The following is a 23,450-nucleotide window of genomic DNA, read 5'->3' as shown; positions in this document are numbered from 1 at the left end:
CGCTACTTCGCCTTCTCGAGAATCTCCACCAGCCGCCACCGCTTGGTGGCCGACAGCGGACGGGTCTCCATCAGCCGGACGCGGTCGCCCACGCCGGCGGTGTTCTGCTCGTCGTGCGCCTTGACCTTGTTGGTCCGGCGGATGACCTTGCCGTAGAGCGGGTGCTTGACCCGGTCCTCCACCGACACGACGATCGTCTTGTCCATCTTGTCCGAGACCACCAGGCCCTCACGGACCTTGCGGTAGCCCCGGGTCGTCTCCGTCCTGGGGGTCTTGACCGGCCCCTTCTCGGCCATCACGCCGCTCCCTCATCGTCGATCGGAGCGGCCGACAAGCCCAGCTCACGCTCGCGCATCACGGTGTAGACCCGCGCGATGTCGTGCCGGACGGTACGCAGCCGCCGGTTGTTGTCCAGCTGCCCGGTGGCCATCTGGAAGCGGAGGTTGAACAGCTCCTCCTTGGACTCCCGCAGGCGCAGGACCAGCTCCTCATCGGTGAGCTCGCGCAGCTCTGACGCCGAAGTTGCTCCGGTAGTAGCCATCAGAACTCACCACCCTCACGCGTCACGATGCGGCAGCGCATCGGCAGCTTGTGGATCGCGCGACGGAGCGCCTCCCGAGCGGTCTGCTCGTTCGGGTAGCTCATCTCGAACATCACGCGACCCGGCTTCACGTTGGCGACCCACCACTCGGGGCTGCCCTTGCCGGAACCCATCCGGGTTTCCGCCGGCTTCTTGGTCAACGGACGGTCCGGGAAGATGTTGATCCACACCTTGCCACCACGGCGGATGTGCCGGGTGATGGCGATACGGGCGGACTCGATCTGCCGGTTGGTCACGTAGGCCGGTTCGAGGGCCTGGATGCCGAAGTCACCGAAGGTGACCCTGGTGCCGCCCTTGGCCGCGCCACTCCGCTTGGGGTGGTGCTGCTTGCGGTGCTTGACCTTGCGAGGCATCAACATGACTCAGCCCTCCCCACTGCTGCTCGGCTCGGCGGGCGCGGTGCCCGACTCGGCGGTCGCGGTGACGGTCGGCTGGGCCTTCTCACCGGACGAGCTGGCCGCCGCGCGGCCGGCGTCGGTGCTGGTCGCCGTGGTGCCGGAGGCACCGGAGCGGCGGCGGGTGGGCCGGTCGCGGCGCGGGCCACGGCTCGGCTCGGCGGCCTGCGCGGCGGCGTGCTCGCGACGGCCACCGACGACGTCACCCTTGTAGATCCACACCTTCACGCCGATCCGGCCGAACGTGGTGCGGGCCTCGAACAGGCCGTAGTCGATGTCGGCGCGCAGCGTGTGCAGCGGCACACGGCCCTCGCGGTAGAACTCCGAGCGGGACATCTCGGCGCCGCCCAGGCGCCCGGAGCACTGCACCCGGATGCCCTTGACCTGCGGCGAACGCATGGCGGTCTGGATCGCCTTGCGCATCGCGCGGCGGAACGCCACCCGGTTCGAGAGCTGCTCGGCAACGCCCTGCGCAACCAGCTGGGCGTCGGCCTCGGAGCCCTTGACCTCGAGGATGTTCAGCTGCACCTGCTTGCCGGAGAGCTTCTCCAGCTTGCCCCGGATGCGGTCGGCCTCCGCGCCGCGGCGGCCGATCACGATGCCCGGCCGGGCGGTGTGGATGTCCACCCGGACCCGGTCACGGGTGCGCTCGATCTCCACCTTGGAGATGCCGGCCCGCTCCATGCCCTTGGACAACATGCGCCGGATGGCGACGTCTTCCTTCACGTACTCCGCGTACTGCTTGTCGGCGTACCACCGGGACTTCCAGTCCGTGGTGATGCCCAGCCGAAAGCCGTGCGGATTGATCTTCTGACCCATCAGCGGGTCCTTCCCTTCGCGGAGCGGCCGGCGCGGGCTTGCTGCGTCTCGGGCCGCGACTCGAGCTCGACCGTGATGTGGCTGGTGCGCTTCCGGATGCGGTAAGCCCGGCCCTGCGCGCGGGGGCGGATCCGGGGCAGCGTCTTGCCCTCGTCCACGTACGCGGTGGCGATGAACAGCGTCTCCCGGTCCAGCTCCAGGTTGTGCTCGGCGTTGGCGATGGCGCTGGCCACCACCTTGTACACCGGCTCGCTGGCCGCGTGCTGGTCGAACTTGAGCACCGTGAGCGCGTCCACCGCGCGCTGACCACGCACCAGGTCGATGACGCGGCGAACCTTCCGGGCACTCATCCGGACGTGCCGGGCCCGCGCGACGGCGCGCTCCGACTCCGTGCCGGTCGTGTCCTGGCTGGGTGCAGCCATCTCTTCCTCAGCTTCCTTGTGCGCGTGGTTCAGCGGCGGCGGGAGCGCCGGTCGTCCTTGATGTGACCCCGGAAAGTGCGGGTCGGGGCGAACTCGCCGAGCTTGTGCCCGACCATCGACTCCGAAACGAAGACCGGCACGTGCTTGCGCCCGTCGTGCACCGCGATGGTGTGGCCGATCATGTCCGGGATGATCGTGGAGCGGCGCGACCAGGTCTTGATCACGGTCTTCTTGCCCGACTCGTTGAGCACGTCCACCTTCTTGAGCAGGTGGTCGTCCACGAATGGGCCCTTCTTCAGGCTGCGTGGCATCTTGTTCTACCTCCCCTGCTCGTTAACGCTTCTTGCCGGTGCGCCGGCGGCGGACGATCAACTTGTCACTTGGCTTGGTCCGGCGGGTACGGCCCTCGGGCTTACCGGCCGGGTTCACCGGGTGGCGACCACCGGAGGTCTTGCCCTCACCACCACCGTGCGGGTGGTCAACCGGGTTCATCGCCACACCGCGCACGGTCGGGCGCTTGCCCTTCCAGCGCATCCGGCCGGCCTTACCCCAGTTGATGTTGGAGTGCTCGGAGTTGCCCACCTCGCCGATGCTGGCCCGGCAGCGCGCGTCCACGTTGCGGATCTCACCCGAAGGCAGCCGCAGCTGGGCGTACGGACCGTCCTTGGCGACCAGCTGCACGCGGGCGCCGGCCGAGCGGGCCATCTTGGCCCCGCCGCCCGGACGCAGCTCGATGGCGTGCACCACGGTGCCGGTGGGGATGTTGCGCAGCGGCAGGTTGTTGCCCACCTTGATGTCCGCGCGCGGACCGCTCTCCACCTTGTCGCCCTGCTTGAGCTTGTCCGGCGCGATGATGTAGCGCTTCTCGCCGTCCACGTAGTGCAGCAGCGCGATCCGGCTGGTGCGGTTCGGGTCGTACTCGATGTGCGCGACCTTGGCCGGCACGCCGTCCTTGTCGGCCCGGCGGAAGTCGATCAGCCGATAGGCGCGCTTGTGGCCACCACCCTTGTGCCGGGTGGTGATCCGGCCGTGCACGTTGCGACCGCCGGTGCCGTGCAGCGGGCGGATCAGCGACTTCTCCGGGGTGGACCGGGTGATCTCGGCGAAGTCGGCCACGCTGGAGCCGCGACGGCCCGGCGTGGTCGGCTTGTACTTACGGATGCCCATGCTTACTCCTCAGCCCCTCAGCTCGCCGATCCGAAGATCTCGATCGGCCGGCTGTCCTCGGAGAGGGTCACGATCGCGCGCTTGGTGTCCTTGCGCTTGCCGAACCCGGAACGGGTGCGCTTGCGCTTGCCCGGGCGGTTCAGCGTGTTCACGCTGACCACCTTGACCTTGAACACCTTCTCCACCGCGATCTTGATCTCGGTCTTGTTGGCGGACGGCGGGACCAGGAAGGTGTACTGCCGCTCCTCGAGCAACCCGTAGCTCTTCTCCGAGACCACCGGCGCGAGCAGTACGTCGCGCGGATCGGGGATCACTGGTCCTCCTCCGTCTCACTCGAACGCGCGCTGGCCTTCGCGGCGCGGCGGGTCTGCACCGGGCCGGCCAGGAAGGTGCGCAGCGACTCGGCGGTGAACACCACGTCGTCACTCACCAGCACGTCGTAGGTGTTCAGCTGGTCGGGCGCGATCACGTGCACGTTCGGCAGGTTGCGCAGCGACAGCCAGCCGGCCTCGTCATCGCGGGGGACGACCGCGAGCACCCGGGGGCGCTCGGTCAGGCCGGCGATCAGCGCGCGGGCCTTCTTGGTGGAAGGCCGGCCGGCGGTGATCTCCGAGAGCACGTGCACCCGGTCGTTGCGCGCCCGGTCGGACAGCGCGCCGCGCAGCGCGGCCTGCTTCATCTTCTTGGGCGTGCGCTGGCTGTAGTCGCGCGGCACCGGGCCGTGCACGACGCCGCCGCCGGCGTACTGGGGCGCCCGGGTGGAACCCTGGCGGGCCCGGCCGGTGCCCTTCTGGCGGTACGGCTTGGCGCCGCCACCGCTGACCTCGGCGCGGGTCTTGGCCTTGTGCGTGCCCTGGCGGGCGGCGGCCAGCTGGGCCACCACCACCTGGTGCATGAGGTGCTTGTTCTCCGGCACGTCGAAGATCGCGGCGGGCAGCTCCACCTCGCCGTCGGTCTCCCCGTTCGGCGTGCGAACGGTCAGCTTCGCGGTCACTTGGCCTCACCCTTCGCGGCGGTCTTGACCAGTACCAGGCCGCCCTTCGGGCCGGGAACCGCGCCCTTGATGAGCAGCAGCCCGGAGTCGGCGTCAACCCGGTACACGGTCAGGCTCTGGCTGGTCACCCGCGCGTGGCCCATCCGGCCGGCCATCTTCAGGCCCTTGAACACGCGGCCCGGAGTGGCACAGCCGCCGATGGAGCCCGGCGAGCGGTGCTTGCGCTGGACACCGTGGCTGGCACCCAGGCCGTGGAAGCCGTGGCGCTTCATCACGCCGGCGGTGCCCTTGCCCTTGCTGGTGCCGACCACGTCGACCAGCGCGCCCGACTCGAACGCGGTGGCGGTGATCTCCTGGCCCAGCTGGTACTCGCCGGCATCCGAGGTGCGCAGCTCCACCAGGTGGCGACGCGGGGTCGTCCCGGCCTTGCTGAAGTGCCCGGTCTCCGGCTTGTTCACCCGCGTCGGCTTCACCTGGCCGAAGGCCAGCTGAACCGCCGAATAGCCGTCGTTCTCCGGCGTGCGGATCTGGGTGACCACACACGGCCCGGCGCGCACCACGGTCACCGGCACGACGCGGTTGCTCTCGTCGAACACCTGCGTCATCCCGAGCTTGGTGCCCAGGATGCCGGTCACCTGGTTCTCCTGCTTGCTAGTCATTTCCGCCCAGCCCCTACTGAATGTTCACATCGACCGAGGCCGGCAGGTCGATGCGCATGAGCGCGTCGACCGTCTTCGGCGTCGGGTCGAGAATGTCGATCAGCCGCTTGTGCGTCCGCATCTCGAAGTGCTCGCGCGAGTCCTTGTACTTGTGCGGCGAGCGGATGACGCAGTAAACGTTCTTCTCGGTCGGCAGCGGCACCGGTCCCACGATCCGAGCGCCGGTCCGCGTAACCGTCTCGACAATCTTGCGAGCGGAAGCGTCGATCGCTTCGTGGTCGTAGGCCTTGAGCCTGATGCGGATCTTTTGTCCCGCCATGTGGTCGGCCGTCCTCTTCTTCCTGCCGCTGTTCTGCACGCGTTTTGCCTTGTCCATCCGGTCCACGCGGTCGGGCGTGTCGCGCCCCGGGCACAGACTCGTGCCCGGTTCTCGTTGACTCGGAGGGGACTGGCTAGTCCTAGCCCGCCGGAGCGGACCCGCTCGCACAGAAGCCGATCGGCACAAACCAATCGATGCCGACCGGCTCCCGCAAGCAACCCGTCAAGGATGCCACACCGCTTATTGGCAACCCAAATCGGGGGTCTTTCCCAGGTTGTTTCTGTAATGCGCGTCTCAGCGGGTGACCAACTGATCACCCGCTGAGACTTTGCATCACTTCAGGATCTTGGTAACCCGACCCGCGCCGACGGTACGGCCACCCTCACGGATGGCGAACCGCAGGCCGTCCTCCATGGCGATCGGCTGGATCAGCTGAACGCTCATCTCGGTGTTGTCGCCCGGCATGACCATCTCGGTGCCACCCGGCAGGGTGACGACGCCGGTCACGTCGGTGGTGCGGAAGTAGAACTGCGGCCGGTAGTTGTTGAAGAACGGCGTGTGCCGGCCACCCTCGTCCTTGGACAGGATGTAGACCTGAGCCTCGAACTCGGTGTGCGGGGTGATCGAGCCCGGCTTGCAGATGACCTGGCCGCGCTCCACCTCCTCGCGCTTGATGCCGCGGATCAGCAGGCCCACGTTGTCGCCGGCCTGGCCCTCGTCGAGCAGCTTGCGGAACATCTCGATGCCCGTGGCGGTGGTCTTCATCGACTTCTCCTTGATGCCGACGATCTCCACCTCCTCGTTCACCTTGACGATGCCGCGCTCCACCCGGCCGGTGACCACGGTGCCGCGACCGGTGATGGTGAACACGTCCTCCACCGGCATCAGGAACGGCTTGTCGGTGTCACGCACCGGCTCGGGGACGTTCTCGTCCACCGCGTCCATCAGCTCGAGGATGTTGTTCGCCCACTCGCCGTCGCCCTCGAGCGCCTTGAGCGCGGAGACGCGGACGATCGGCAGGTCGTCACCCGGGAACTCCTGCGAGCTGAGCAGCTCGCGGACCTCGAGCTCGACCAGCTCCATGATCTCCTCGTCGTCGACCATGTCGGCCTTGTTCAGCGCGACGACGATGTAGGGCACGCCGACCTGGCGGGCCAGCAGCACGTGCTCGCGGGTCTGCGGCATCGGGCCGTCGGTGGCCGCGACCACCAGGATGGCGCCGTCCATCTGCGCCGCACCGGTGATCATGTTCTTGATGTAGTCGGCGTGACCGGGGCAGTCCACGTGTGCGTAGTGCCGCTTCTCGGTCTGGTACTCGACGTGCGCGATGGAGATCGTGATACCGCGCTGCCGCTCTTCCGGGGCCTTGTCGATCTGGTCGAACGCGCTGGCCTCGTTGAGGTTGGGGTACTTGTCGTGCAGAACCTTGGTGATGGCCGCCGTCAGCGTGGTCTTGCCGTGGTCGATGTGACCAATGGTGCCGATGTTGACGTGCGGCTTGGTCCGCTCGAACTTCGCCTTCGCCACTGCTGGGTCCTCCGTGACTGTGATCTTTACGTTTTTCCGCCGTGCTGACGGCAGGTCTGTCATTTTGCAGATCGGACCGGGGACGCTACTCCCCCGGTCTGACCTGGCTGAATCCGGGTTTGCGTTACTCCCCGGTGGCCTTCGCGATGACTTCCTTCGCCACGTTGGTCGGAACCTCGGCGTAGGAGTCGAAGACCATCGAGTAGTTGGCCCGGCCCTGGGTCTTGGACCGCAGGTCACCCACGTACCCGAACATCTCGGACAGCGGGACCAGGGCCTTCACCACCCGGGTGCCGGCCCGCTCCTCCATCGCCTGGATCTGGCCGCGGCGGGAGTTCAGGTCGCCGATCACGTCGCCCATGTAGTCCTCGGGCGTGGTGACCTCGACGGCCATCATCGGCTCCAGCAGCACCGGCTTGGCCTGCCTGGCCGCTTCCTTCAGCGCCATCGACCCGGCGATCTTGAACGCCATTTCCGAGGAGTCGACCTCGTGGTACGCACCGTCCAGCAGGGTCAGCTTGATGCCGACCAGCGGGTACCCGGCCAGCACGCCGTACTGCATGGCGTCCTGGGCGCCGGCGTCCACCGACGGGATGTACTCCCTCGGCACCCGGCCACCGGTGACCTTGCTCTCGAACTCGTAGAGCGCGCCGTCGGTGGTCTGCAGCGGCTCCAGCGCGATGATCACCTTCGCGAACTGGCCGGAACCACCGGTCTGCTTCTTGTGCGTGTAGTCGTGCTTCGGGACGGTCTTGGTGATCGTCTCCCGGTAGGCCACCTGCGGCTTACCGATGTTCGCCTCGACCTTGAAGTCCGACTTCATCCGGTTGACCAGCACCTCGAGGTGCAGCTCACCCATGCCCTGGATGATGGTCTGGCCGGTCTCCTCGTCCTGGTTGACCCGGAAGGTCGGGTCCTCCTCGGCGAGCTTCTGGATCGCTGTGGACAGCTTCTCCTGGTCGGCCTTGGTCTTCGGCTCGATGGCCACCGAGATGACCGGCTCCGGGAAGGTCATCGACTCCAGGACGATCGGGTTCTGCGGGTCGCAGAGCGTGTCGCCCGTGGTGGTCTCCTTGAGACCGATCACCGCGTAGATGTGGCCAACCAGGGCCTCGTCGACCGGGTTCTCCTTGTTGGCGTGCATCTGGAAGATCTTCCCGATGCGCTCCTTGCGGTCCTTGGTCGAGTTGATCAGCTGAGCGCCCGAGGGAACCCGGCCGGAGTAGACCCGGATGTAGGTGAGCTTGCCGAAGAACGGGTGCACGGCGATCTTGAACGCCAGCGCGGAGAACGGCTCGTCCTTGGTGGGCTTGCGGCTGGCCGGGGTCTCCCCGTCGGGCAGCAGGCCCTCCACCGGCGGCAGGTCGATCGGCGCCGGCAGGTAGTCGATCACCGCGTCCAGCATCGGCTGGACACCCTTGTTCTTGAACGCCGAGCCGCACAGCACCGGGTAGGCGATCCGCTCGTTCACGATCTTGCGGATACCCTGCTTGATCTCGTCGACGGACAGCTCCTCGCCGCCGAGGTAGCGCTCCATCAGGTCGTCGTCGGTCTCCGCGACCGCCTCGACCAGCTTCTCGCGGTACTCGGCGGCCTGTTCGGCGAGGTCGGCCGGGATCTCCTCGACCGTGTAGTCCTCACCGATCTTGACCTCGCCGCGCCAGGTCAGCGCGCGCATCCGCACCAGGTCGATGACCCCGGTGAACTCGCTCTCGGCGCCGATGGGCAGCTGGATGGGCAGCGGAGTGGCGCCCAGCCGCTCCGAGATGGTGCGGACGGTGTAGTAGAAGTCCGCGCCGATCTTGTCCATCTTGTTGACGAAGCAGATCCGGGGGACGTCGTACTTGGTGGCCTGCCGCCAGACCTGCTCGGACTGCGGCTCGACCCCCTCCTTGCCGTCGAACACCGCGACCGCGCCGTCGAGCACCCGCAGATTGCGCTCCACCTCGACGGTGAAGTCGACGTGGCCCGGGGTGTCGATGATGTTGATCTGGTGGTCTTTCCAGAAACAGGTCGTCGCGGCGGACGTGATGGTGATGCCGCGCTTCTGCTCCTCCTCCATCCAGTCCATGGTGGCGGCGCCGTCGTGCACTTCACCGATCTTGTAGTTGATGCCGGTGTAGTACAGGATCCGCTCGGTGGTAGTGGTCTTGCCGGCATCGATGTGGGCCATGATGCCGATGTTGCGAACCCTGCCCAGGTCGGTAAGCACTTCTTGGGCCATGGTCGTACTCCCCCCTCTCTGCGTGGGTGGCTCTAGTGGGGCGGCCGCTGCCTGTCGGCGCGGCCGGTGGGTGGTATTGCCCGGACGGTCGGCCCGGTCACCACCGGTAGTGGGCGAAGGCCTTGTTGGACTCCGCCATCTTGTGCGTGTCCTCGCGGCGCTTGACCGCGGCGCCCAGCCCGTTGCTCGCGTCCAGCAGCTCGTTCATCAGGCGCTCGACCATGGTCTTCTCGCGGCGCTGCCGGGAGTAGGTGATCAGCCAGCGCAGGCCCAGGGTGGTGGACCGGGCCGGTCGCACCTCGATCGGCACCTGGTAGGTGGCGCCACCGACGCGGCGGCTCTTCACCTCGATGGACGGCTTCACGTTGTCCAGCGCGCGCTTGAGGGTGACCACCGGGTCGGTGCCGGTCTTGTCCCGGGTGCCCTCGAGGGCCTCGTAGACGATGCGCTCGGCGATCGACTTCTTGCCGTCGACCAGCACCTTGTTCACCAGCTGGGTCACCAGCGGCGAGCTGTACACCGGGTCGGAAATCAGCGGCCGCTTGGGAGCCGGGCCCTTGCGAGGCATTAGCTCTTCTCCTTCTTCGCGCCGTACTTGCTGCGCGCCTGCTTGCGGTTGCGCACACCCTGGGTGTCCAGCGAACCGCGAATGATCTTGTAGCGAACACCGGGCAGGTCCTTCACCCGGCCGCCGCGCACGAGCACGATGGAGTGCTCCTGCAGGTTGTGGCCCTCGCCGGGGATGTAGGCGGTGACCTCGATCTGGCTGGACAGGCGCACACGTGCGACCTTGCGCAGCGCGGAGTTCGGCTTCTTCGGCGTGGTGGTGTACACACGGGTGCACACCCCTCGGCGCTGTGGGCTTTCCTTCAGCGCGGCGGTCTTGGTCTTGGCGACCTTGTCCTCGCGGCCCTTGCGGACCAGCTGCTGGATCGTGGGCATGAAACCGGCTACTTCTTCCCTTGGTCTTTGGCGCTGGTGTGACTGCTTCCTGCGGGGTCGTGCTTGGTTCGTGCTGGTGGCACCGGCGGGGCGAACCGCGCGCGCCCCCGGAGTACTCCGTAACCCGAGGTCGGGCGTGTCGCCCTCGGCGCCGTCTCGTGGCGGGCCCGCAAAGGCCCACCGTTGGAGGTTCCGGGGTGACCCGCGTTTCCGTTGAACCGCTGGTCGCATTCGCGGCAGCGCGGTGAAAGCGCTGGCGAGCTACGGCGGCAACGAGCACGCGGAGCGGCCCGACATTGCCGGGCACTACCGCAAAGGATACCCGGCCCGTCCGCACAGGGTCAAAACGGGTCGGTTCGCTTCTCCGAGCGTGCCCGAAGAGAGTCTCCTCCGCAAGCATGCCCATCATCAAACACGCCGCTGGCCGGGAACATTCCCCACGTCGGGTACGCCGTGGGGAAGGCCGGCCGGCTTCCGAGGCCTGGTCTCGTCCGGGGTACCGCTCGGGTGGGAGTCGGGTGTGCCCGCGGCGCTCGGGGTCGCCGGGCCGTCGCCGGGGCGGTTCCGCCGGCGTTGGCGCGGGAGCGGGTGTTCGCCGATCGGTAGGCCCACTGCGGCCAGCGGTTTTGCGTTGTCGGCGCTATTCCGTGGCCCGCAGTCTGCCTTCGCCGAGCTGCGCGGTGTCCACCTGGTCCAGGCTGGTCACCACCAGGTCGGCCCGCTCCGCGTGCAGCAGTTCCGCGTCGTCGGCCCTGGCCACGCCGAGCGCCGCCATCCGGCCCGCCTTCGCCGCCGCCACCCCGCTGGGGGCGTCCTCCACCACGAACGCCTGCTCCGGTGACACCCCCAGCTCCTCGGCGGCGGCCAGGAAGATGTCCGGCGCCGGCTTGCCGTGGGCGAAGTCACGGCCGGAGATGTCCACGTCCAGCGCGTCGGCCAGGGTCAGCCCGTCCTCCAGCTGAATCTTCTTCAGCATCAGGCCGGCATTCTTGGACGAGGACGCGGCCGCCGTCGGGATGCCCAGCGCGCGTACCCGCCGCACGAACCGCAGCGCGTCGTCGAACGCCCGGAACGCGCCGCGCTCGATCAGCTCGACGATCATGGCCTGCTTGCGGTCGGCGTACTCCTGGGTGTGCCGGTCCAGGTCGGGCACCTGGAAGTGGGCCAGCGCGTCCCGCGCGCCGCTCATCCGGGGCTTGCCGGAGAGCACTCGTTGGTACACCTCGCTGGTGAACGCGTCCGGGGTCCAGGTGGTTCGGGGCGCGATGTCCGCCCAGTCGCCCTCCATCAACTCGCGCAGCGCGTCCCGCCAAGCCGCCTCATGAGGCGAGTCGACAAGCACCCCGTCCACGTCAAAAATCGCGCCCCGAAACATCACACCCCCAACCCTCCCATCCCCCCGAACCGGCACTCCCAGCACCCCGAGCCACCCGCTCCACCCCGCTCCACCCCGCTCCGCCCCCGCGAGTCGGGGATCTAGGTACGGCGAGTCGGGAACTCGTGCACGGTGAGTCGAGGATTCGTGTACGGCACGGGAGATGAGGCATCCGAGTCAAGGTGCTGAGAACGCCGACTCTGGGTGCTAGAAACGCCGACTCGCCGTACTCAGATTCCCGACTCGCCGTACCTAGACTCCCGACTCGCCGTACCTAGATCCCCGACTCGCCGGGGTGGCGGTGAGGGTTAGGGATTAGAGGGCTAGGGAGGCGAGGAGGCGAGTTACTTCGGGGACAGTGGTCAGGTGGAAGTGCGCCTGGGTGGGGCGGTCGAGAGTGGTGGGGTCGCCCACGTAGACGCCGACACCCCGGTCGCGCAGGGCTCGGAAGGCGTCCTCGTCGGTCACGTCGTCGCCCAGGTAGACGGGGACCAGGTCGGGGCGGTTCAGGCCCAGGGTGTCGATCAGGTAGTCGACGGCGCGACCCTTGTTCCAGTCGATCTTGGGTTGTAGCTCGTAGACCATTTTGCCGGGAGTCACCTTGATCTCGTCCGGGCGCTCGGTGAGCAGCGTGCGGACCAGGTCCGCGACCGCGTTCCGCGCTGCCGAGCCGGCGCGTCGGTAGTGCACGGCCACCGAGGCGTGCTTGGGCTCCACCTGCACGCCGTCGAGCCCGCCGACCTCGCGGCGCAGCCGGTCGGTGAGCTCGCCGACCAGGTCCTCGAAGCCCGAGGCGGCCGGGTGTTGCAGCGTGCCGCGTTGCGGGTGCCAGATGTCGAAGCCGTGGCTGCCGGCGACGACCAGGTCGGTCACGCCCATCAGGTCCTGCACCACCGAGCGGTCCCGGCCGCTGACCACGCACACCGGCGTCCGGTCGGCCAGCGCGCGCACCACGTCACGCATCTCGGGGGACATCCGGGCGTCCTCCGGACGCTCCACGATCGGGGTGAGCACGCCGTCGTAGTCCAGGAAGACCGCCGGGCGCCGCCCGGCCAGCGCGTTGGCGAACTCTTCGGGGTCGTTCAGGGCATGGGGAAGCTGATCGGCCACACCCAAACCCTACGGCCGACCGGCAACCACGGGCAGAAGTGACTGAATCACCCTGCCAAACCGACTGAATCACCGTGCTGAAGGCACTGAATCACGAAAAGGGGGGCCGGGGTCGGGCACCACCACGGGAGAGTGGTACCCGACCCCGGCTCCCCGGGGTCGAACTTCAGTCAGGACAACCGGATGCGCGGGGCCCGTCGGCCCCGCACACGTTCACCGGTAGTCGCGGCCGAAGTCGTAGTCGTCCAGCGGGACGGCGGCGCCGGTGCCGGTGCCGAACACGTCGGGGGCGTAGTACCCGTCGTCGTAGTTCGGCAGGGCGTAGGCGGCCGCGCGGGCCTCCTCGGTGGGCTGCACCTCGATGTTGCGGTACCGGTTGATGCCGGTACCGGCCGGGATGAGCTTGCCGATGATGACGTTCTCCTTGAGCCCGACCAGGCCGTCGCGCTTTCCGTTGATCGCCGCATCGGTGAGGATCCGGGTGGTCTCCTGGAACGAGGCCGCGGACAGCCACGACTCCGTCGCCAGCGAGGCCTTGGTGATGCCCATCAGCACCGGGCGGCCGGAAGCCGGCTCGGCACCCTCGGACACCACGCGCCGGTTCACGTTCTCGAACTCGGCCCGCTCGGCCAGCGCACCGGGCAGGAACTCGGTGGCGCCCGAGTCGATGACGGTCACCCGGCGCAGCATCTGCCGGACGATCACCTCGACGTGCTTGTCGTGGATGTCCACGCTCTGCGTGCGGTACACCTTCTGCACCTCACGCACCAGGTGCAGCTGCACCTCGCGCGGCCCCAGCACCCGCAGCACCTCGTGCGGGTCGGCGGTGCCCTCGAGCAACAGCTGCCCGACGTGCACGTGGTCGCCGTCGGCCAGCGGCCGCTCCTCGCCGTCCACCACCGTCATGGCCAGCCACTGCCGCTTGGACAGCTTCTCGTAGACGATCTCCTCGCCGCCGTCGTCCGGGGTGAGGGTGATCTTCCAGAACTTGTCGCCGTCCTCGATGGCGATGCGGCCGTCCACGTCCGCAATGGGCGCCTTGCCCTTGGGCACCCGAGCCTCGAACAGCTCGGTGACCCGGGGAAGACCGGTGGTGATGTCGTCGCCGGCAACACCACCGACGTGGAAGGTACGCATGGTCAGCTGGGTACCGGGCTCACCGATGGACTGGGCGGCCACGATGCCGACCGCCTCGCCGACGTCCACCAGCTTGCCGGTGGCCATCGAGCGGCCGTAGCACATCCCGCAGATCCCGGTGGCGGACGCGCAGGTCAGGGCGCTGCGCACCTTGATCTGCTCGATGCCGGCCGAGACCAGCCGGTCCAGCGCCGGGTCGCCGAGGTCGTCACCCCGGGCCACCAGCAGGTTGCCGTCCGAGTCGTACACGTCCTGCGCGGAGCAGCGCGCGTACACGCTGGTGCGCAGGTACCGGTGCGCGATCCGGCCGTCACCGGCCGGCTCGGTGACCGGCATGATGATGCTGCGCTCGGTGCCGCAGTCGACCTCACGCACGATCACGTCCTGCGAGACGTCCACCAGACGCCGGGTCAGGTAACCCGAGTCGGCGGTGCGCAGCGCGGTGTCCGCCAGGCCCTTCCGGGTGCCGTGCGTGGAGATGAAGTACTCCAGTACGGACAGGCCCTCGCGGAAGTTGGACTTGATCGGGCGCGGGATGTACTCGCCCTTCGGGTTGGCCACCAGGCCCTTCATGCCGGCCAGCTGCCGGACCTGGGCCATGTTGCCGGCCGCGCCGGACTGCACGATGGTGGGGATCGGGTTGTCGGCGGGGAAGTTCTCCTCCATCGCCTTGGCCACCTCTTCGGAGGCCTGGGTCCAGATCTTCACCATCTCGTCGTTGCGCTCCTGGTGCGAGAGGGCACCACGCTGGTAGCGCTTGTTGATCTGCTCCGCCTTGGCCTCGAAGCCGTCCAGGATCTCCTGCTTGCGCGGGGGAACCACGACGTCGTCGATGGCCAGGGTGACGCCGGACCGGGTGGCCCAGTAGAAGCCGGCCTCCTTGAGGCGGTCCAGCACCTGCGCGACCTCGGTCATCGAGTACCGCTCGGCCAGGTCGTTGATGATCACGGCCTGGCGCTTCTTGGGCAGCGGCTCGTTGATGAACGCGTAGTCGCCCGGCAGCAGCTCGTTGAACAGCACCCGGCCCAGCGTGGTCTCGGCCAGCCAGGCCTCGCCCGGCACCCAGCCCTGCTCGGTCAGCTCGGCGGCCCGGTCGGCCGGCGGCGTCGCGTCGATCAGCCGAATCTTGATCTTCGCCTGCAGGTGCAGCGCCTGCCGGTCGTAGGCCATCACGGCCTCGGCCGGCGAGGAGAACGCCTGGCCCTCGCCGATGGCGCCGTCGCGCTCCCGGGTCAGGTGGAACAGGCCGGTCACCATGTCCAGCCGGGGCATGGCCAGCGGCCGCCCGGAGGCCGGGGACAGGATGTTGTTCGACGACAGCATCAGGATCCGCGCCTCGGCCTGGGCCTCGGCGGACAGCGGCAGGTGCACCGCCATCTGGTCACCGTCGAAGTCGGCGTTGAACGCCTCGCAGACCAGCGGGTGCAGCTGGATGGCCTTGCCCTCCACCAGCTGCGGCTCGAAGGCCTGGATGCCCAGCCGGTGCAGGGTGGGCGCCCGGTTGAGCAGCACCGGGTGGCCGGCGATGACCTCTTCCAGCACGTCCCACACCTGCGAGCGGCCGCGCTCCACCATCCGCTTGGCGGACTTGATGTTCTGCGCGTGGTTCAGGTCCACCAGCCGCTTCATCACGAACGGCTTGAACAGCTCCAGCGCCATGCCCTTGGGCAGGCCGCACTGGTGCAGCTTGAGCTGCGGGCCGACCACGATGACCGAACGGCCGGAGTAGTCGACGCGCTTGCCCAGCAGGTTCTGGCGGAACCGCCCCTGCTTGCCCTTGAGCAGGTCGGACAGCGACTTGAGCGGGCGGTTGCCCGGACCGGTCACCGGCCGGCCGCGGCGGCCGTTGTCGAACAGCGCGTCGACGGCCTCCTGCAGCATCCGCTTCTCGTTGTTCACGATGATCTCGGGCGCGCCGAGGTCGATCAGCCGCTTCAACCGGTTGTTCCGGTTGATCACCCGGCGGTACAGGTCGTTCAGGTCGGACGTGGCGAACCGGCCACCGTCCAGCTGCACCATCGGGCGCAGGTCCGGCGGGATGACCGGAACGCAGTCCAGCACCATGCCCGCCGGGTTGTTGCCGGTGACCTGGAACGCGGCGACGACCTTCAGCCGCTTGAGCGCGCGCAGCTTCTTCTGGCCCTTGCCGGAGCGGATGGTCTCCCGGAGGTTCTCCGCCTCGGCCTCGATGTCGAAGGTCTGCACCAGCTTCTGGATCGCCTCGGCGCCCATGCAACCGGTGAAGTAGTCGCCGTACCGGTCGTACAGCTCCCGGTAGAGCATCTCGTCCGCGATCAGCTGCTTGGTGGACAGCTTGGCGAAGGTGTTCCAGATCTCCTCGAGCCGGTCCAGCTCGCGCTGGGCCCGGTCGCGGAGCTGGCGCATCTCGCGCTCGCCGCCCTCCTTGACCTTGCGGCGGACGTCGCTCTTGGCCCCCTCCGCCTCCAGCTCGGCGAGGTCGGCCTCCAGCTTCTGCGCGCGGGCCTCCAGGTCCGCGTCGCGCCGGTTCTCCGTCCGCTTGCGCTCGACGCCCATCTCGTTCTCGAGGGTGGGCAGGTCGTTGTGCCGCAGCTCGTCGTTCACGCTGGTGATGACGTAGGCCGCGAAGTAGATGATCTTCTCGAGATCCTTCGGGGCCAGGTCCAGCAGGTAGCCGAGCCGGCTGGGCACACCCTTGAAGTACCAGATGTGGGTGACCGGGGCGGCCAGCTCCACGTGGCCCATCCGCTCGCGGCGCACCTTGGTGCGGGTGACCTCCACGCCACACCGCTCACAGATGATGCCCTTGAACCGGACCCGCTTGTACTTACCGCAGTAACACTCCCAGTCCCGCGTCGGACCGAAGATCTTCTCGCAGAACAGGCCGTCCTTCTCCGGCTTCAGGGTGCGGTAGTTAATCGTTTCGGGCTTCTTGACCTCGCCGTACGACCACTGACGGATGTCCTCGGCGGTGGCCAGGCCGATGCGCAGCTCGTCGAAAAAGTTGACGTCTAGCACGTGGCTTCAGTCTCCTAAAAGTATTGCTAGAGGGCCGGTCAGTGGACGATGTCGTCGACGGTCATGGAGTCGGAACCCGGCCGACTGGACAGGTTGATGCCCAGGTTGGCCGCCGCCCGCTCCAGGTCCTCGTCGTCGGTGTCGCGCATCTCGATGGCGGCACCGTCGCTGGACAGCACCTCCACGTTCAGGCACAGCGACTGCAGCTCCTTGAGCAGCACCTTGAACGACTCGGGAATTCCCGGCTCCGGGATGTTCTCGCCCTTGACGATGGCCTCGTACACCTTGACCCGGCCCACCACGTCGTCGGACTTGATGGTGAGCAGCTCCTGCAGCGTGTAAGCCGCGCCGTAGGCCTGCATGGCCCAGCACTCCATCTCACCGAAGCGCTGGCCACCGAACTGCGCCTTACCACCCAGCGGCTGCTGCGTGATCATCGAGTACGGGCCGGTGGAGCGGGCGTGGATCTTGTCGTCCACCAGGTGGGCCAGCTTCAGGATGTACATGTAGCCGACCGCGACCGGGAACGGGTAGGGCTCGCCCGAGCGGCCGTCGAACAGCTGGGCCTTGCCGTCCGGCCCGACCATCCGCTCGCCGTCCCGGTTCGGCCGGGTGGACGAGAGCAGCCCGGTGATCTCGTTCTCCTTGGCGCCGTCGAACACCGGGGTCGCGGTGTTCGTGTTCGGCGGCACGGCGTAGAGCTCCTCGGGCATCTTGGACGCCCACTCCGGCGTGCCCTCGATCTCCCAGCCCGACTTGGCGATCCACCCGAGGTGGGTCTCCAGCACCTGGCCGATGTTCATACGGCGCGGCACACCGTGGGTGTTCAGGATGATGTCCACCGGCGTGCCGTCCGGCAGGAACGGCATGTCCTCGGCGGGCAGGATCTTGCCGATCACGCCCTTGTTGCCGTGCCGTCCGGCCAGCTTGTCGCCGTCGGAGATCTTCCGCTTCTGGGCCACGTACACCCGAACCAGCTCGTTCACGCCCGGGGCCAGCTCGTCGTCGTCATCGCGGGAGAACACCCGGATGCCGATGACCTTGCCGTTCTCCCCGTGCGGCACCTTCAGGCTCGTGTCCCGCACCTCGCGGGCCTTCTCGCCGAAGATGGCGCGCAGCAGGCGCTCCTCCGGGGTCAGCTCGGTCTCGCCCTTCGGGGTGACCTTGCCGACCAGGATGTCGCCCGGCTGCACCTCGGCGCCGATCCGGATGATGCCCCGCTCGTCCAGGTCGGCCAGGACCTCCTCGGAGACGTTCGGGATGTCCCGGGTGATCTCCTCGGCCCCCAGCTTGGTGTCCCGGGCGTCGATCTCGTGCTCCTCGATGTGGATCGAGGTGAGCACGTCGTCCTGCACCAGCCGCTGGGAGAGGATGATCGCGTCCTCGTAGTTGTGGCCCTCCCACGGCATGATCGCCACGAGCAGGTTCTTGCCCAGCGCCATCTCACCGTTCTCGGTGCACGGCCCGTCGGCCATGACCTGGCCGATCTCCACCCGGTCGCCCTCGTCCACGATGGGCTTCTGGTTGTTGCAGGTGCCCTGGTTGGACCGCGCGAACTTGTTCAGGCGGTAGGTCTGCCGGGTGCCGTCGTCGGCCATCACGGTGATGTAGTCGGCGCACAGCTCCTCGACCACGCCCGCCTTGTCCGCCACCAGCACGTCGCCGGCGTCCACGGCGGCGCGCAGCTCCATGCCGGTGCCGACCAGCGGGGACTCGCTGCGCAACAGCGGGACCGACTGGCGCTGCATGTTCGCGCCCATCAGGGCGCGGTTCGCGTCGTCGTGCTCCAGGAACGGGATCAGCGCGGTGGCCACCGACACCATCTGGCGCGGCGAGACGTCCATGTAGTCGACGCCGCGCGGGCTGATGAAGTCGACCTCGCCGCCCTTGGTCCGGACCAGCACCCGGGGCTCGGTGAACTTGCCGCCTTCGTCCAGCGGCGCGTTGGCCTGGGCGATGACCTGCCGGTTCTCCTCGTCCGCCGTCAGGTAGTCGATCTGGTCGGTGACGACACCCTCGACGACCTTCCGGTACGGCGTCTCGATGAAGCCGAACGGGTTGACCCGCGCGAAGGAGGCCAGCGAGCCGATCAGGCCGATGTTCGGGCCTTCCGGCGTCTCGATCGGGCACATCCGGCCGTAGTGGCTGTGGTGGACGTCCCGGACCTCCATGCCGGCCCGCTCGCGGGACAGGCCGCCCGGGCCGAGCGCGGACAGCCGGCGCTTGTGGGTCAGCCCGGCCAGCGGGTTGTGCTGGTCCATGAACTGGGACAGCTGCGAGGTGCCGAAGAACTCCTTGATCGCCGCCACCACCGGGCGGATGTTGATCAGGGTCTGCGGGGTGATCGCCTCGACGTCCTGGGTGGTCATCCGCTCGCGGACGACCCGCTCCATCCGGGAGAGCCCGACCCGGATCTGGTTCTGGATCAGCTCGCCGACCGTGCGCAGGCGCCGGTTGCCGAAGTGGTCGATGTCGTCGGTCTCCACCGGGACCTCGACCGCGTCCTCGCCGCTGCCCACCGCCATCGTGGTGTCCCCGGCGTGCAGCCGGACCAGGTACTCGATGGTGGTGATGATGTCGTCCTCGGTCAGCGTGCCGGACTCCGGCGCCACCTTGAGGCCGAGCTTCTTGTTCACCTTGTACCGGCCGACCTTGGCCAGGTCGTAGCGCTTGTCCTTGAAGAACAGGTTCTCCAGCAGGGTCTGCGCGGACTCGCGCGTCGGCGGCTCGCCCGGGCGCAGCTTGCGGTAGATGTCCAGCAGCGCCTCGTCCTGCCCGGCCGTGTGGTCCTTCTCCAGGGTGGCCAGCAGGGTCTCCGAGAATCCGAACCGCTCGCGGATCGCCTCGGCGGTCCAGCCCAGCGCCTTCAGCAGCACGGTGACCGGCTGGCGGCGCTTGCGGTCGATGCGCACACCCACGGTGTCGCGCTTGTCGACGTCGAACTCCAGCCAGGCACCCCGGCTGGGGATGACCTTGACCGAGTAGACGTCCTTGTCGGTGGCCTTGTCCACGGTGTGGTCGAAGTACACGCCCGGGGACCGGACCAGCTGGGACACCACGACACGCTCGGTGCCGTTGATGATGAAGGTGCCCTTGTCGGTCATCACCGGGAAGTCACCCATGAACACCGTCTGGCTCTTGATCTCGCCGGTGCTGTTGTTGGTGAACTCCGCGGTGACGAACAGCGGGGCCGCGTACGTCATGTCCTTGTCCCGGCACTCCTCGACCGAGGCCTTCACCTCGTCGAAGCGCGGGTCGGAGAAGGACAGCGACATGGAACCGGAGAAGTCCTCGATGGGGGAGATCTCCGCCAGGATCTCCTCCAGCCCGCCGACCGGGAGCTCCTCGCCGGCCTCGACCCGGCGCTCGAACCAGGCCTCGTCGCCGACCAACCATTCGAAGGACTGGATCTGCAGGTTCAGTAGATCGGGAACCTCGAGCGGCTCTCGGATCTTCGCGAAGGAGACTCGGGTGGGAGCGCCCGGAAAATTCGGGTTGGCGGAAACGTTGGGCACAGTGGTCGCGGTGGCGCGGGAGACAGCCAAGATGCGTCCTTCCGAGAGCTACGCTCGTCTGGCATGCGTCGTCTCGGGCGAGTACCGTCGGGCGCAGCGGCTCGGGGTCCGGCGGGAGGTCCGGGTCCGACTGGCCGTTTGGTAGTGCGGAAGCGACGCGTTGCCTGTGTTGTCAGTGCGCTCCCCTCATTCAGAACACGCTGACCCGGCTGTTCCGATCTGTCGCTCGATCGAGCACAGACCGGTGGCAGGGTCAGGTCTTCTGAATGAAGGCAGCGCAAAGAGGCAGTCTAGCTGCAAATGCAGCCGCTGTCCAGAGTGGTCACCAGAGCAACCATCGCGCCACCAAGAGTGACGTGCCTCGCTCCCGGAGTCAAGAGGCTAATCGTCGGTAAGTGGTCTCTTTCGGCGGACGACCGGCGCCTTTCCGGCGGTGCCTGCCTACGGACGGTCACCGGGTCTTGACCCCGGAGACCTTCCACTGACCGTCCGCCCGCTGAGCCGTCACGCTGAGCCGCATGGTGGCCTTGAGTGGCTGTGGACTGGCCGCGCTCCGGCCCACCTGGTTCACCATGACCAGCAGCTCGGCGTTCTGCGCGGACACCGACTTCACGCCGATCTCCACCACCTTGGACACCAGCGCGGCCTTCTGCGGCACGCCGTGCAGCCGCACCGGCTGGAACTTCCCCTTGAACTCCTCGGAGTACGAACCGGTGATGAACGCCAGCGCCAGCTGCTCGCTCTGGTCCAGCCGGGTGTAGTCGTAGCTGTAGATGGCCTCCACCGCCCGGGTGATCTGCCGCTTCACCTCACTGGTGGCCACCGGGTCCAGGTACGCCACGTTCTGCGCCTGGTTCTTCTCCTCGGCCACCTTGCCCTGGGTGTAGCAGAAGTACGCGCCGCCGGCCCCGGCCAGCGCGACCAGCAGCAGCACCAGGATCAGCGGGACCGGCGCGCGGGCCGGCGGCGTCTCGGACTTCGCGGTCTCCGGCTTCTTGGCGGCCGGGCGCTTCCTGGCCGGGCTCGCCGGTTTCGGCAGGTCGCCCACGGCGGCCGGGATGACCTCGGTGGGCTGCGCGGCCTTCGCCTCGGCGCGCGCGGCCGACTTGGTGCGCCTCGGGCCGGACCCGGGCGGGCCGTCCGGGTCCACGGCGGCGTCGATCAGCGCGGTCTGCTCGCTGGCGGCGAAATCGGGCAGCCGTAGCTGGGTGGTCGGGTCGGCGGGATCAGCGGTAGGCGGTCGAGCGGCAAAGCTGGCGGCGGTTCCCTCCGCGCGCCGGGCGGTCGGGCCGTCGGACCCGCCGTCGGACTCATCGGGGTCTCGATCGGTGTCCGCCTGATCGTCGTCGGTGACCAGCGGGCCGGGATGCGCGGCGGTCTCGGTCAGCGCCGCCTCGGCGCGGCGCTCCCGCTCGGCTTCGTCGATCTCCTTGCCACTGGCCGAGCCACTGCCGCCGGCCGAACCGCTGCCGGCCGAGCCGGTGGCCGGACCACCGACCGAACTGGTGGCGGAGCCGCTGGTGGAGCTGGTGGCGGAGCCGCTGGTGGAGCTGGTGGCGGAGCTGGTGGCGGAGCCGCTGGTGGCCGGGCCGCTGCCGAGCGCACCGCTGGCCACGGCCGCACCCGCGACGGAGCCGCTGGCGATGGCGCCGGTGGCTCCGTCGCCGCCCACGGCGGCACTGGTGGAGGCGGCCCGGGACGTGGACCGCTTTGCCTGCTCGGCGCGCTTCCGGCGGCCGGCCGCGCGGTCGCCGGCGCGGTCGTTGGCGCGGTCGTTGGCGCGGCCGGCCGGCTCGGCGGGGTCGGTGGCGCGGTCGGCCGGCTCGGCGGGGTCGGGGTCGTCGGTCCGGGCGGAGGCCTGGTCCGCCGGCTCCGAGCGGTCCCCGGTGCCGAAGCTCGAGTGGCTGACCCGGTCGAAGATGACCGTGTCGGCCTGCTCCGCCCGGCCGCTCGGGCTGCCGAACAGCTGCTCGGCCACGCCGCCGGCGGGCCGGTCGTCGTCGGCCGGCTCCGGGCTGGGCGCGCGCAACGAGGGCGGCAGATCGGGCAGGCGCAGAGGGGCCGGGAAGACGTCCCCCCGCCGCTCGTCCTGCTCCCCGAACGCCGAGTCCGTGCCGGACGTCGTGCGCCCGGGAATCCGCCGGGGCAGCGCCGGGGCGCCGGACCGGGCCGGCGTCTCGTCGGCATCGCCCGCGCCCCCCTCGGAAGCCGCGCCGGCGTCTCTGGAACGAGGCTGGGCCGGCAGCGCACCGGTCCCCGACTGGGAGGGCAGGGCGCTGGTGCCCGACTGGGCCGGCAGGGCGCTGGTGCCCGGCTGGGCGGGCAGGGCGCTGGTGCCGGGATCTGGCTGGGCGGCAAACGCACTCGTACCCCGGGAATCCGCCTGAGCCGGCAGGGCACTCGTGCCGCCGGAGTCCAGTGGCGCGCCGGCGTCGGCCGGCTCGTCGGGGACCGCGTCGATTATCTGGGTGGCGTACTCGGCCTCGGCCGAAGGCCGGTCGTCCGTGGCGGCCGGTTCCGAGGCTTCCGGATATGCGTCTTCCTGGTACTCGGGCTCGTCCTGGTACGAGTCCGCCCGGTGGGCCGGTCCGGCCGGGTAGGCATCCGCGTGGTCGGCCGGGCCGCCCTGGTAGTCGTCCGCCGGGTATGTGTCCGCCTGGTGAGCCGGCTCGGCCCGGTAGGCGTCCGCCTGGTAGGCATCGGCCTCGAAGGCATCGGCCTCGTGAGCCGGGCCGGACCGGTAGGTGTCCGGCTGGTAGGTGTCCGCCTGGTGGGCGTCGGCGTGGTGGGCCGGTGCGGGGGGCTCGTCGGCCGGTTCGGCGTGCGCTCCCCGGTGATCCGGCTGGCCGGCAACCCGTCGGCCGGGCTCGTCCAGGTAGCCGGTGTGGTCCGGCTCGTCCAGGTACCGGTCGTCCGAGCCGTCCAGGTAACCGGGGTCGTCCGGGTAGGCCGGAGTCTCGCGGTGGGCCGCCGGCGGCTGCTCGCGCTGGTAGCGGTTGCCCTCGGGCTCGTCGTGACCCCAGTCCCACTCGTCGCCACCGTCCCCCTCCGCCGGCTCCGACGCGGCCGGTGCCGGGGTGGCGGGCGCGGCGGCGGGCGGCCGGGGCCCGGGGCGGCCCGGGTCCTCGGCGGATACCGCGTCGCCGAAGTACTCGTCGGGGTCGCCCGGTTCGGCGTCCCAGATCTGCCGGAACACCTCCGTCGGGTGCTCGTCGCTCGGGGTACGGCGCTGCACAGTCACGGGTTC

At 68.9% G+C, this 23,450-nt stretch carries 20 protein-coding genes; all 20 read right to left on the bottom strand.

Going from position 1 to position 23,450, the window contains the following annotated elements:
• Positions 1-2: 2 nt before the first annotated feature.
• The 20 genes from rpsQ to ABEB12_RS03340 all read right to left on the bottom strand — a co-directional run bounded on the left by rpsQ (position 3) and on the right by ABEB12_RS03340 (position 23,444).
• On the bottom strand, positions 3-296 hold the full coding sequence (rpsQ, locus tag ABEB12_RS03435) for a 30S ribosomal protein S17 (protein WP_185058912.1): 294 nt from the start codon (positions 294-296) through the stop codon (positions 3-5).
• Entirely contained in the window at positions 296-541 is a 246-nt protein-coding gene (gene rpmC / locus ABEB12_RS03430) for a 50S ribosomal protein L29 (protein ID WP_185058911.1), read from the bottom strand. Before rpmC ends, rpsQ begins: the two co-directional genes overlap by 1 nt.
• The gene (gene rplP, locus ABEB12_RS03425) at positions 541-960 is read right to left on the bottom strand and encodes a 50S ribosomal protein L16 (protein ID WP_185058910.1); all 420 of its coding nucleotides are present in this window, start codon (positions 958-960) and stop codon (positions 541-543) included. The genes rpmC and rplP overlap by 1 nt, the downstream gene beginning before the upstream one ends.
• Positions 961-963: 3 nt before the next feature.
• Positions 964-1,815: a 30S ribosomal protein S3 gene (gene rpsC, locus ABEB12_RS03420; protein ID WP_185058909.1), complete on the bottom strand. Its 852-nt coding sequence runs from the start codon at positions 1,813-1,815 to the stop codon at positions 964-966.
• On the bottom strand, positions 1,815-2,237 hold the full coding sequence (gene rplV, locus ABEB12_RS03415; RefSeq protein WP_185058908.1) for a 50S ribosomal protein L22: 423 nt from the start codon (positions 2,235-2,237) through the stop codon (positions 1,815-1,817). Before rplV ends, rpsC begins: the two co-directional genes overlap by 1 nt.
• Before the next feature lie 29 nt (positions 2,238-2,266).
• Positions 2,267-2,548, bottom strand: a complete 282-nt coding sequence (rpsS, locus tag ABEB12_RS03410) for a 30S ribosomal protein S19 (protein ID WP_185058907.1) — start codon at positions 2,546-2,548, stop codon at positions 2,267-2,269.
• Between the two features lie 22 nt (positions 2,549-2,570).
• Positions 2,571-3,404 carry a 50S ribosomal protein L2 gene (gene rplB / locus ABEB12_RS03405; protein ID WP_185058906.1) on the bottom strand — a complete coding sequence of 278 codons (834 nt, stop codon included), beginning with the start codon at positions 3,402-3,404 and terminating at the stop codon, positions 2,571-2,573.
• A 17-nt stretch (positions 3,405-3,421) separates the two neighbouring features.
• Complete coding sequence (gene rplW, locus ABEB12_RS03400; protein ID WP_185058905.1) at positions 3,422-3,718, bottom strand: 50S ribosomal protein L23; 297 nt, start codon at positions 3,716-3,718, stop codon at positions 3,422-3,424.
• A complete protein-coding gene (gene rplD / locus ABEB12_RS03395) occupies positions 3,715-4,398 on the bottom strand; it encodes a 50S ribosomal protein L4 (RefSeq protein ID WP_185058904.1) in 684 nt (227 codons plus the stop codon). The genes rplW and rplD overlap by 4 nt, the downstream gene beginning before the upstream one ends.
• Complete coding sequence (rplC, locus tag ABEB12_RS03390) at positions 4,395-5,057, bottom strand: 50S ribosomal protein L3 (protein ID WP_185058903.1); 663 nt, start codon at positions 5,055-5,057, stop codon at positions 4,395-4,397. The genes rplD and rplC overlap by 4 nt, the downstream gene beginning before the upstream one ends.
• A gap of 13 nt (positions 5,058-5,070) precedes the next feature.
• Positions 5,071-5,376, bottom strand: coding sequence for a 30S ribosomal protein S10 (rpsJ, locus tag ABEB12_RS03385; protein WP_007318892.1), 306 nt, complete (start codon positions 5,374-5,376; stop codon positions 5,071-5,073).
• A gap of 333 nt (positions 5,377-5,709) precedes the next feature.
• Positions 5,710-6,903: an elongation factor Tu gene (tuf, locus tag ABEB12_RS03380; RefSeq protein WP_185058902.1), complete on the bottom strand. Its 1,194-nt coding sequence runs from the start codon at positions 6,901-6,903 to the stop codon at positions 5,710-5,712.
• Between the two features lie 124 nt (positions 6,904-7,027).
• Positions 7,028-9,127, bottom strand: coding sequence for an elongation factor G (gene fusA / locus ABEB12_RS03375; protein WP_185058901.1), 2,100 nt, complete (start codon positions 9,125-9,127; stop codon positions 7,028-7,030).
• A 97-nt stretch (positions 9,128-9,224) separates the two neighbouring features.
• Positions 9,225-9,695, bottom strand: coding sequence for a 30S ribosomal protein S7 (gene rpsG, locus ABEB12_RS03370; protein WP_185058900.1), 471 nt, complete (start codon positions 9,693-9,695; stop codon positions 9,225-9,227).
• Positions 9,695-10,069, bottom strand: a complete 375-nt coding sequence (gene rpsL / locus ABEB12_RS03365; protein ID WP_028926948.1) for a 30S ribosomal protein S12 — start codon at positions 10,067-10,069, stop codon at positions 9,695-9,697. Before rpsL ends, rpsG begins: the two co-directional genes overlap by 1 nt.
• Before the next feature lie 640 nt (positions 10,070-10,709).
• Positions 10,710-11,444 (bottom strand): HAD-IA family hydrolase, encoded by a 735-nt coding sequence (locus ABEB12_RS03360; protein WP_185058899.1) that lies wholly within the window; start codon positions 11,442-11,444, stop codon positions 10,710-10,712.
• Between the two features lie 315 nt (positions 11,445-11,759).
• Positions 11,760-12,554 (bottom strand): trehalose-phosphatase, encoded by a 795-nt coding sequence (otsB, locus tag ABEB12_RS03355; RefSeq protein WP_185058898.1) that lies wholly within the window; start codon positions 12,552-12,554, stop codon positions 11,760-11,762.
• A 213-nt stretch (positions 12,555-12,767) separates the two neighbouring features.
• Complete coding sequence (locus ABEB12_RS03350; RefSeq protein ID WP_185058897.1) at positions 12,768-16,688, bottom strand: DNA-directed RNA polymerase subunit beta'; 3,921 nt, start codon at positions 16,686-16,688, stop codon at positions 12,768-12,770.
• 38 nt (positions 16,689-16,726) lie between these two features.
• Positions 16,727-20,233 carry a DNA-directed RNA polymerase subunit beta gene (gene rpoB, locus ABEB12_RS03345; RefSeq protein WP_185058896.1) on the bottom strand — a complete coding sequence of 1,169 codons (3,507 nt, stop codon included), beginning with the start codon at positions 20,231-20,233 and terminating at the stop codon, positions 16,727-16,729.
• A gap of 421 nt (positions 20,234-20,654) precedes the next feature.
• Positions 20,655-23,444, bottom strand: a complete 2,790-nt coding sequence (locus tag ABEB12_RS03340) for a hypothetical protein (protein ID WP_185058895.1) — start codon at positions 23,442-23,444, stop codon at positions 20,655-20,657.
• Positions 23,445-23,450: the final 6 nt, after the last annotated feature.

The organism is Actinospineispora eucalypti (assembly GCF_039543365.1).
GTDB lineage: Bacteria > Actinomycetota > Actinomycetes > Mycobacteriales > Pseudonocardiaceae > Pseudonocardia > Pseudonocardia eucalypti.
This window is presented reverse-complemented; position numbering and strand designations above follow the sequence as displayed.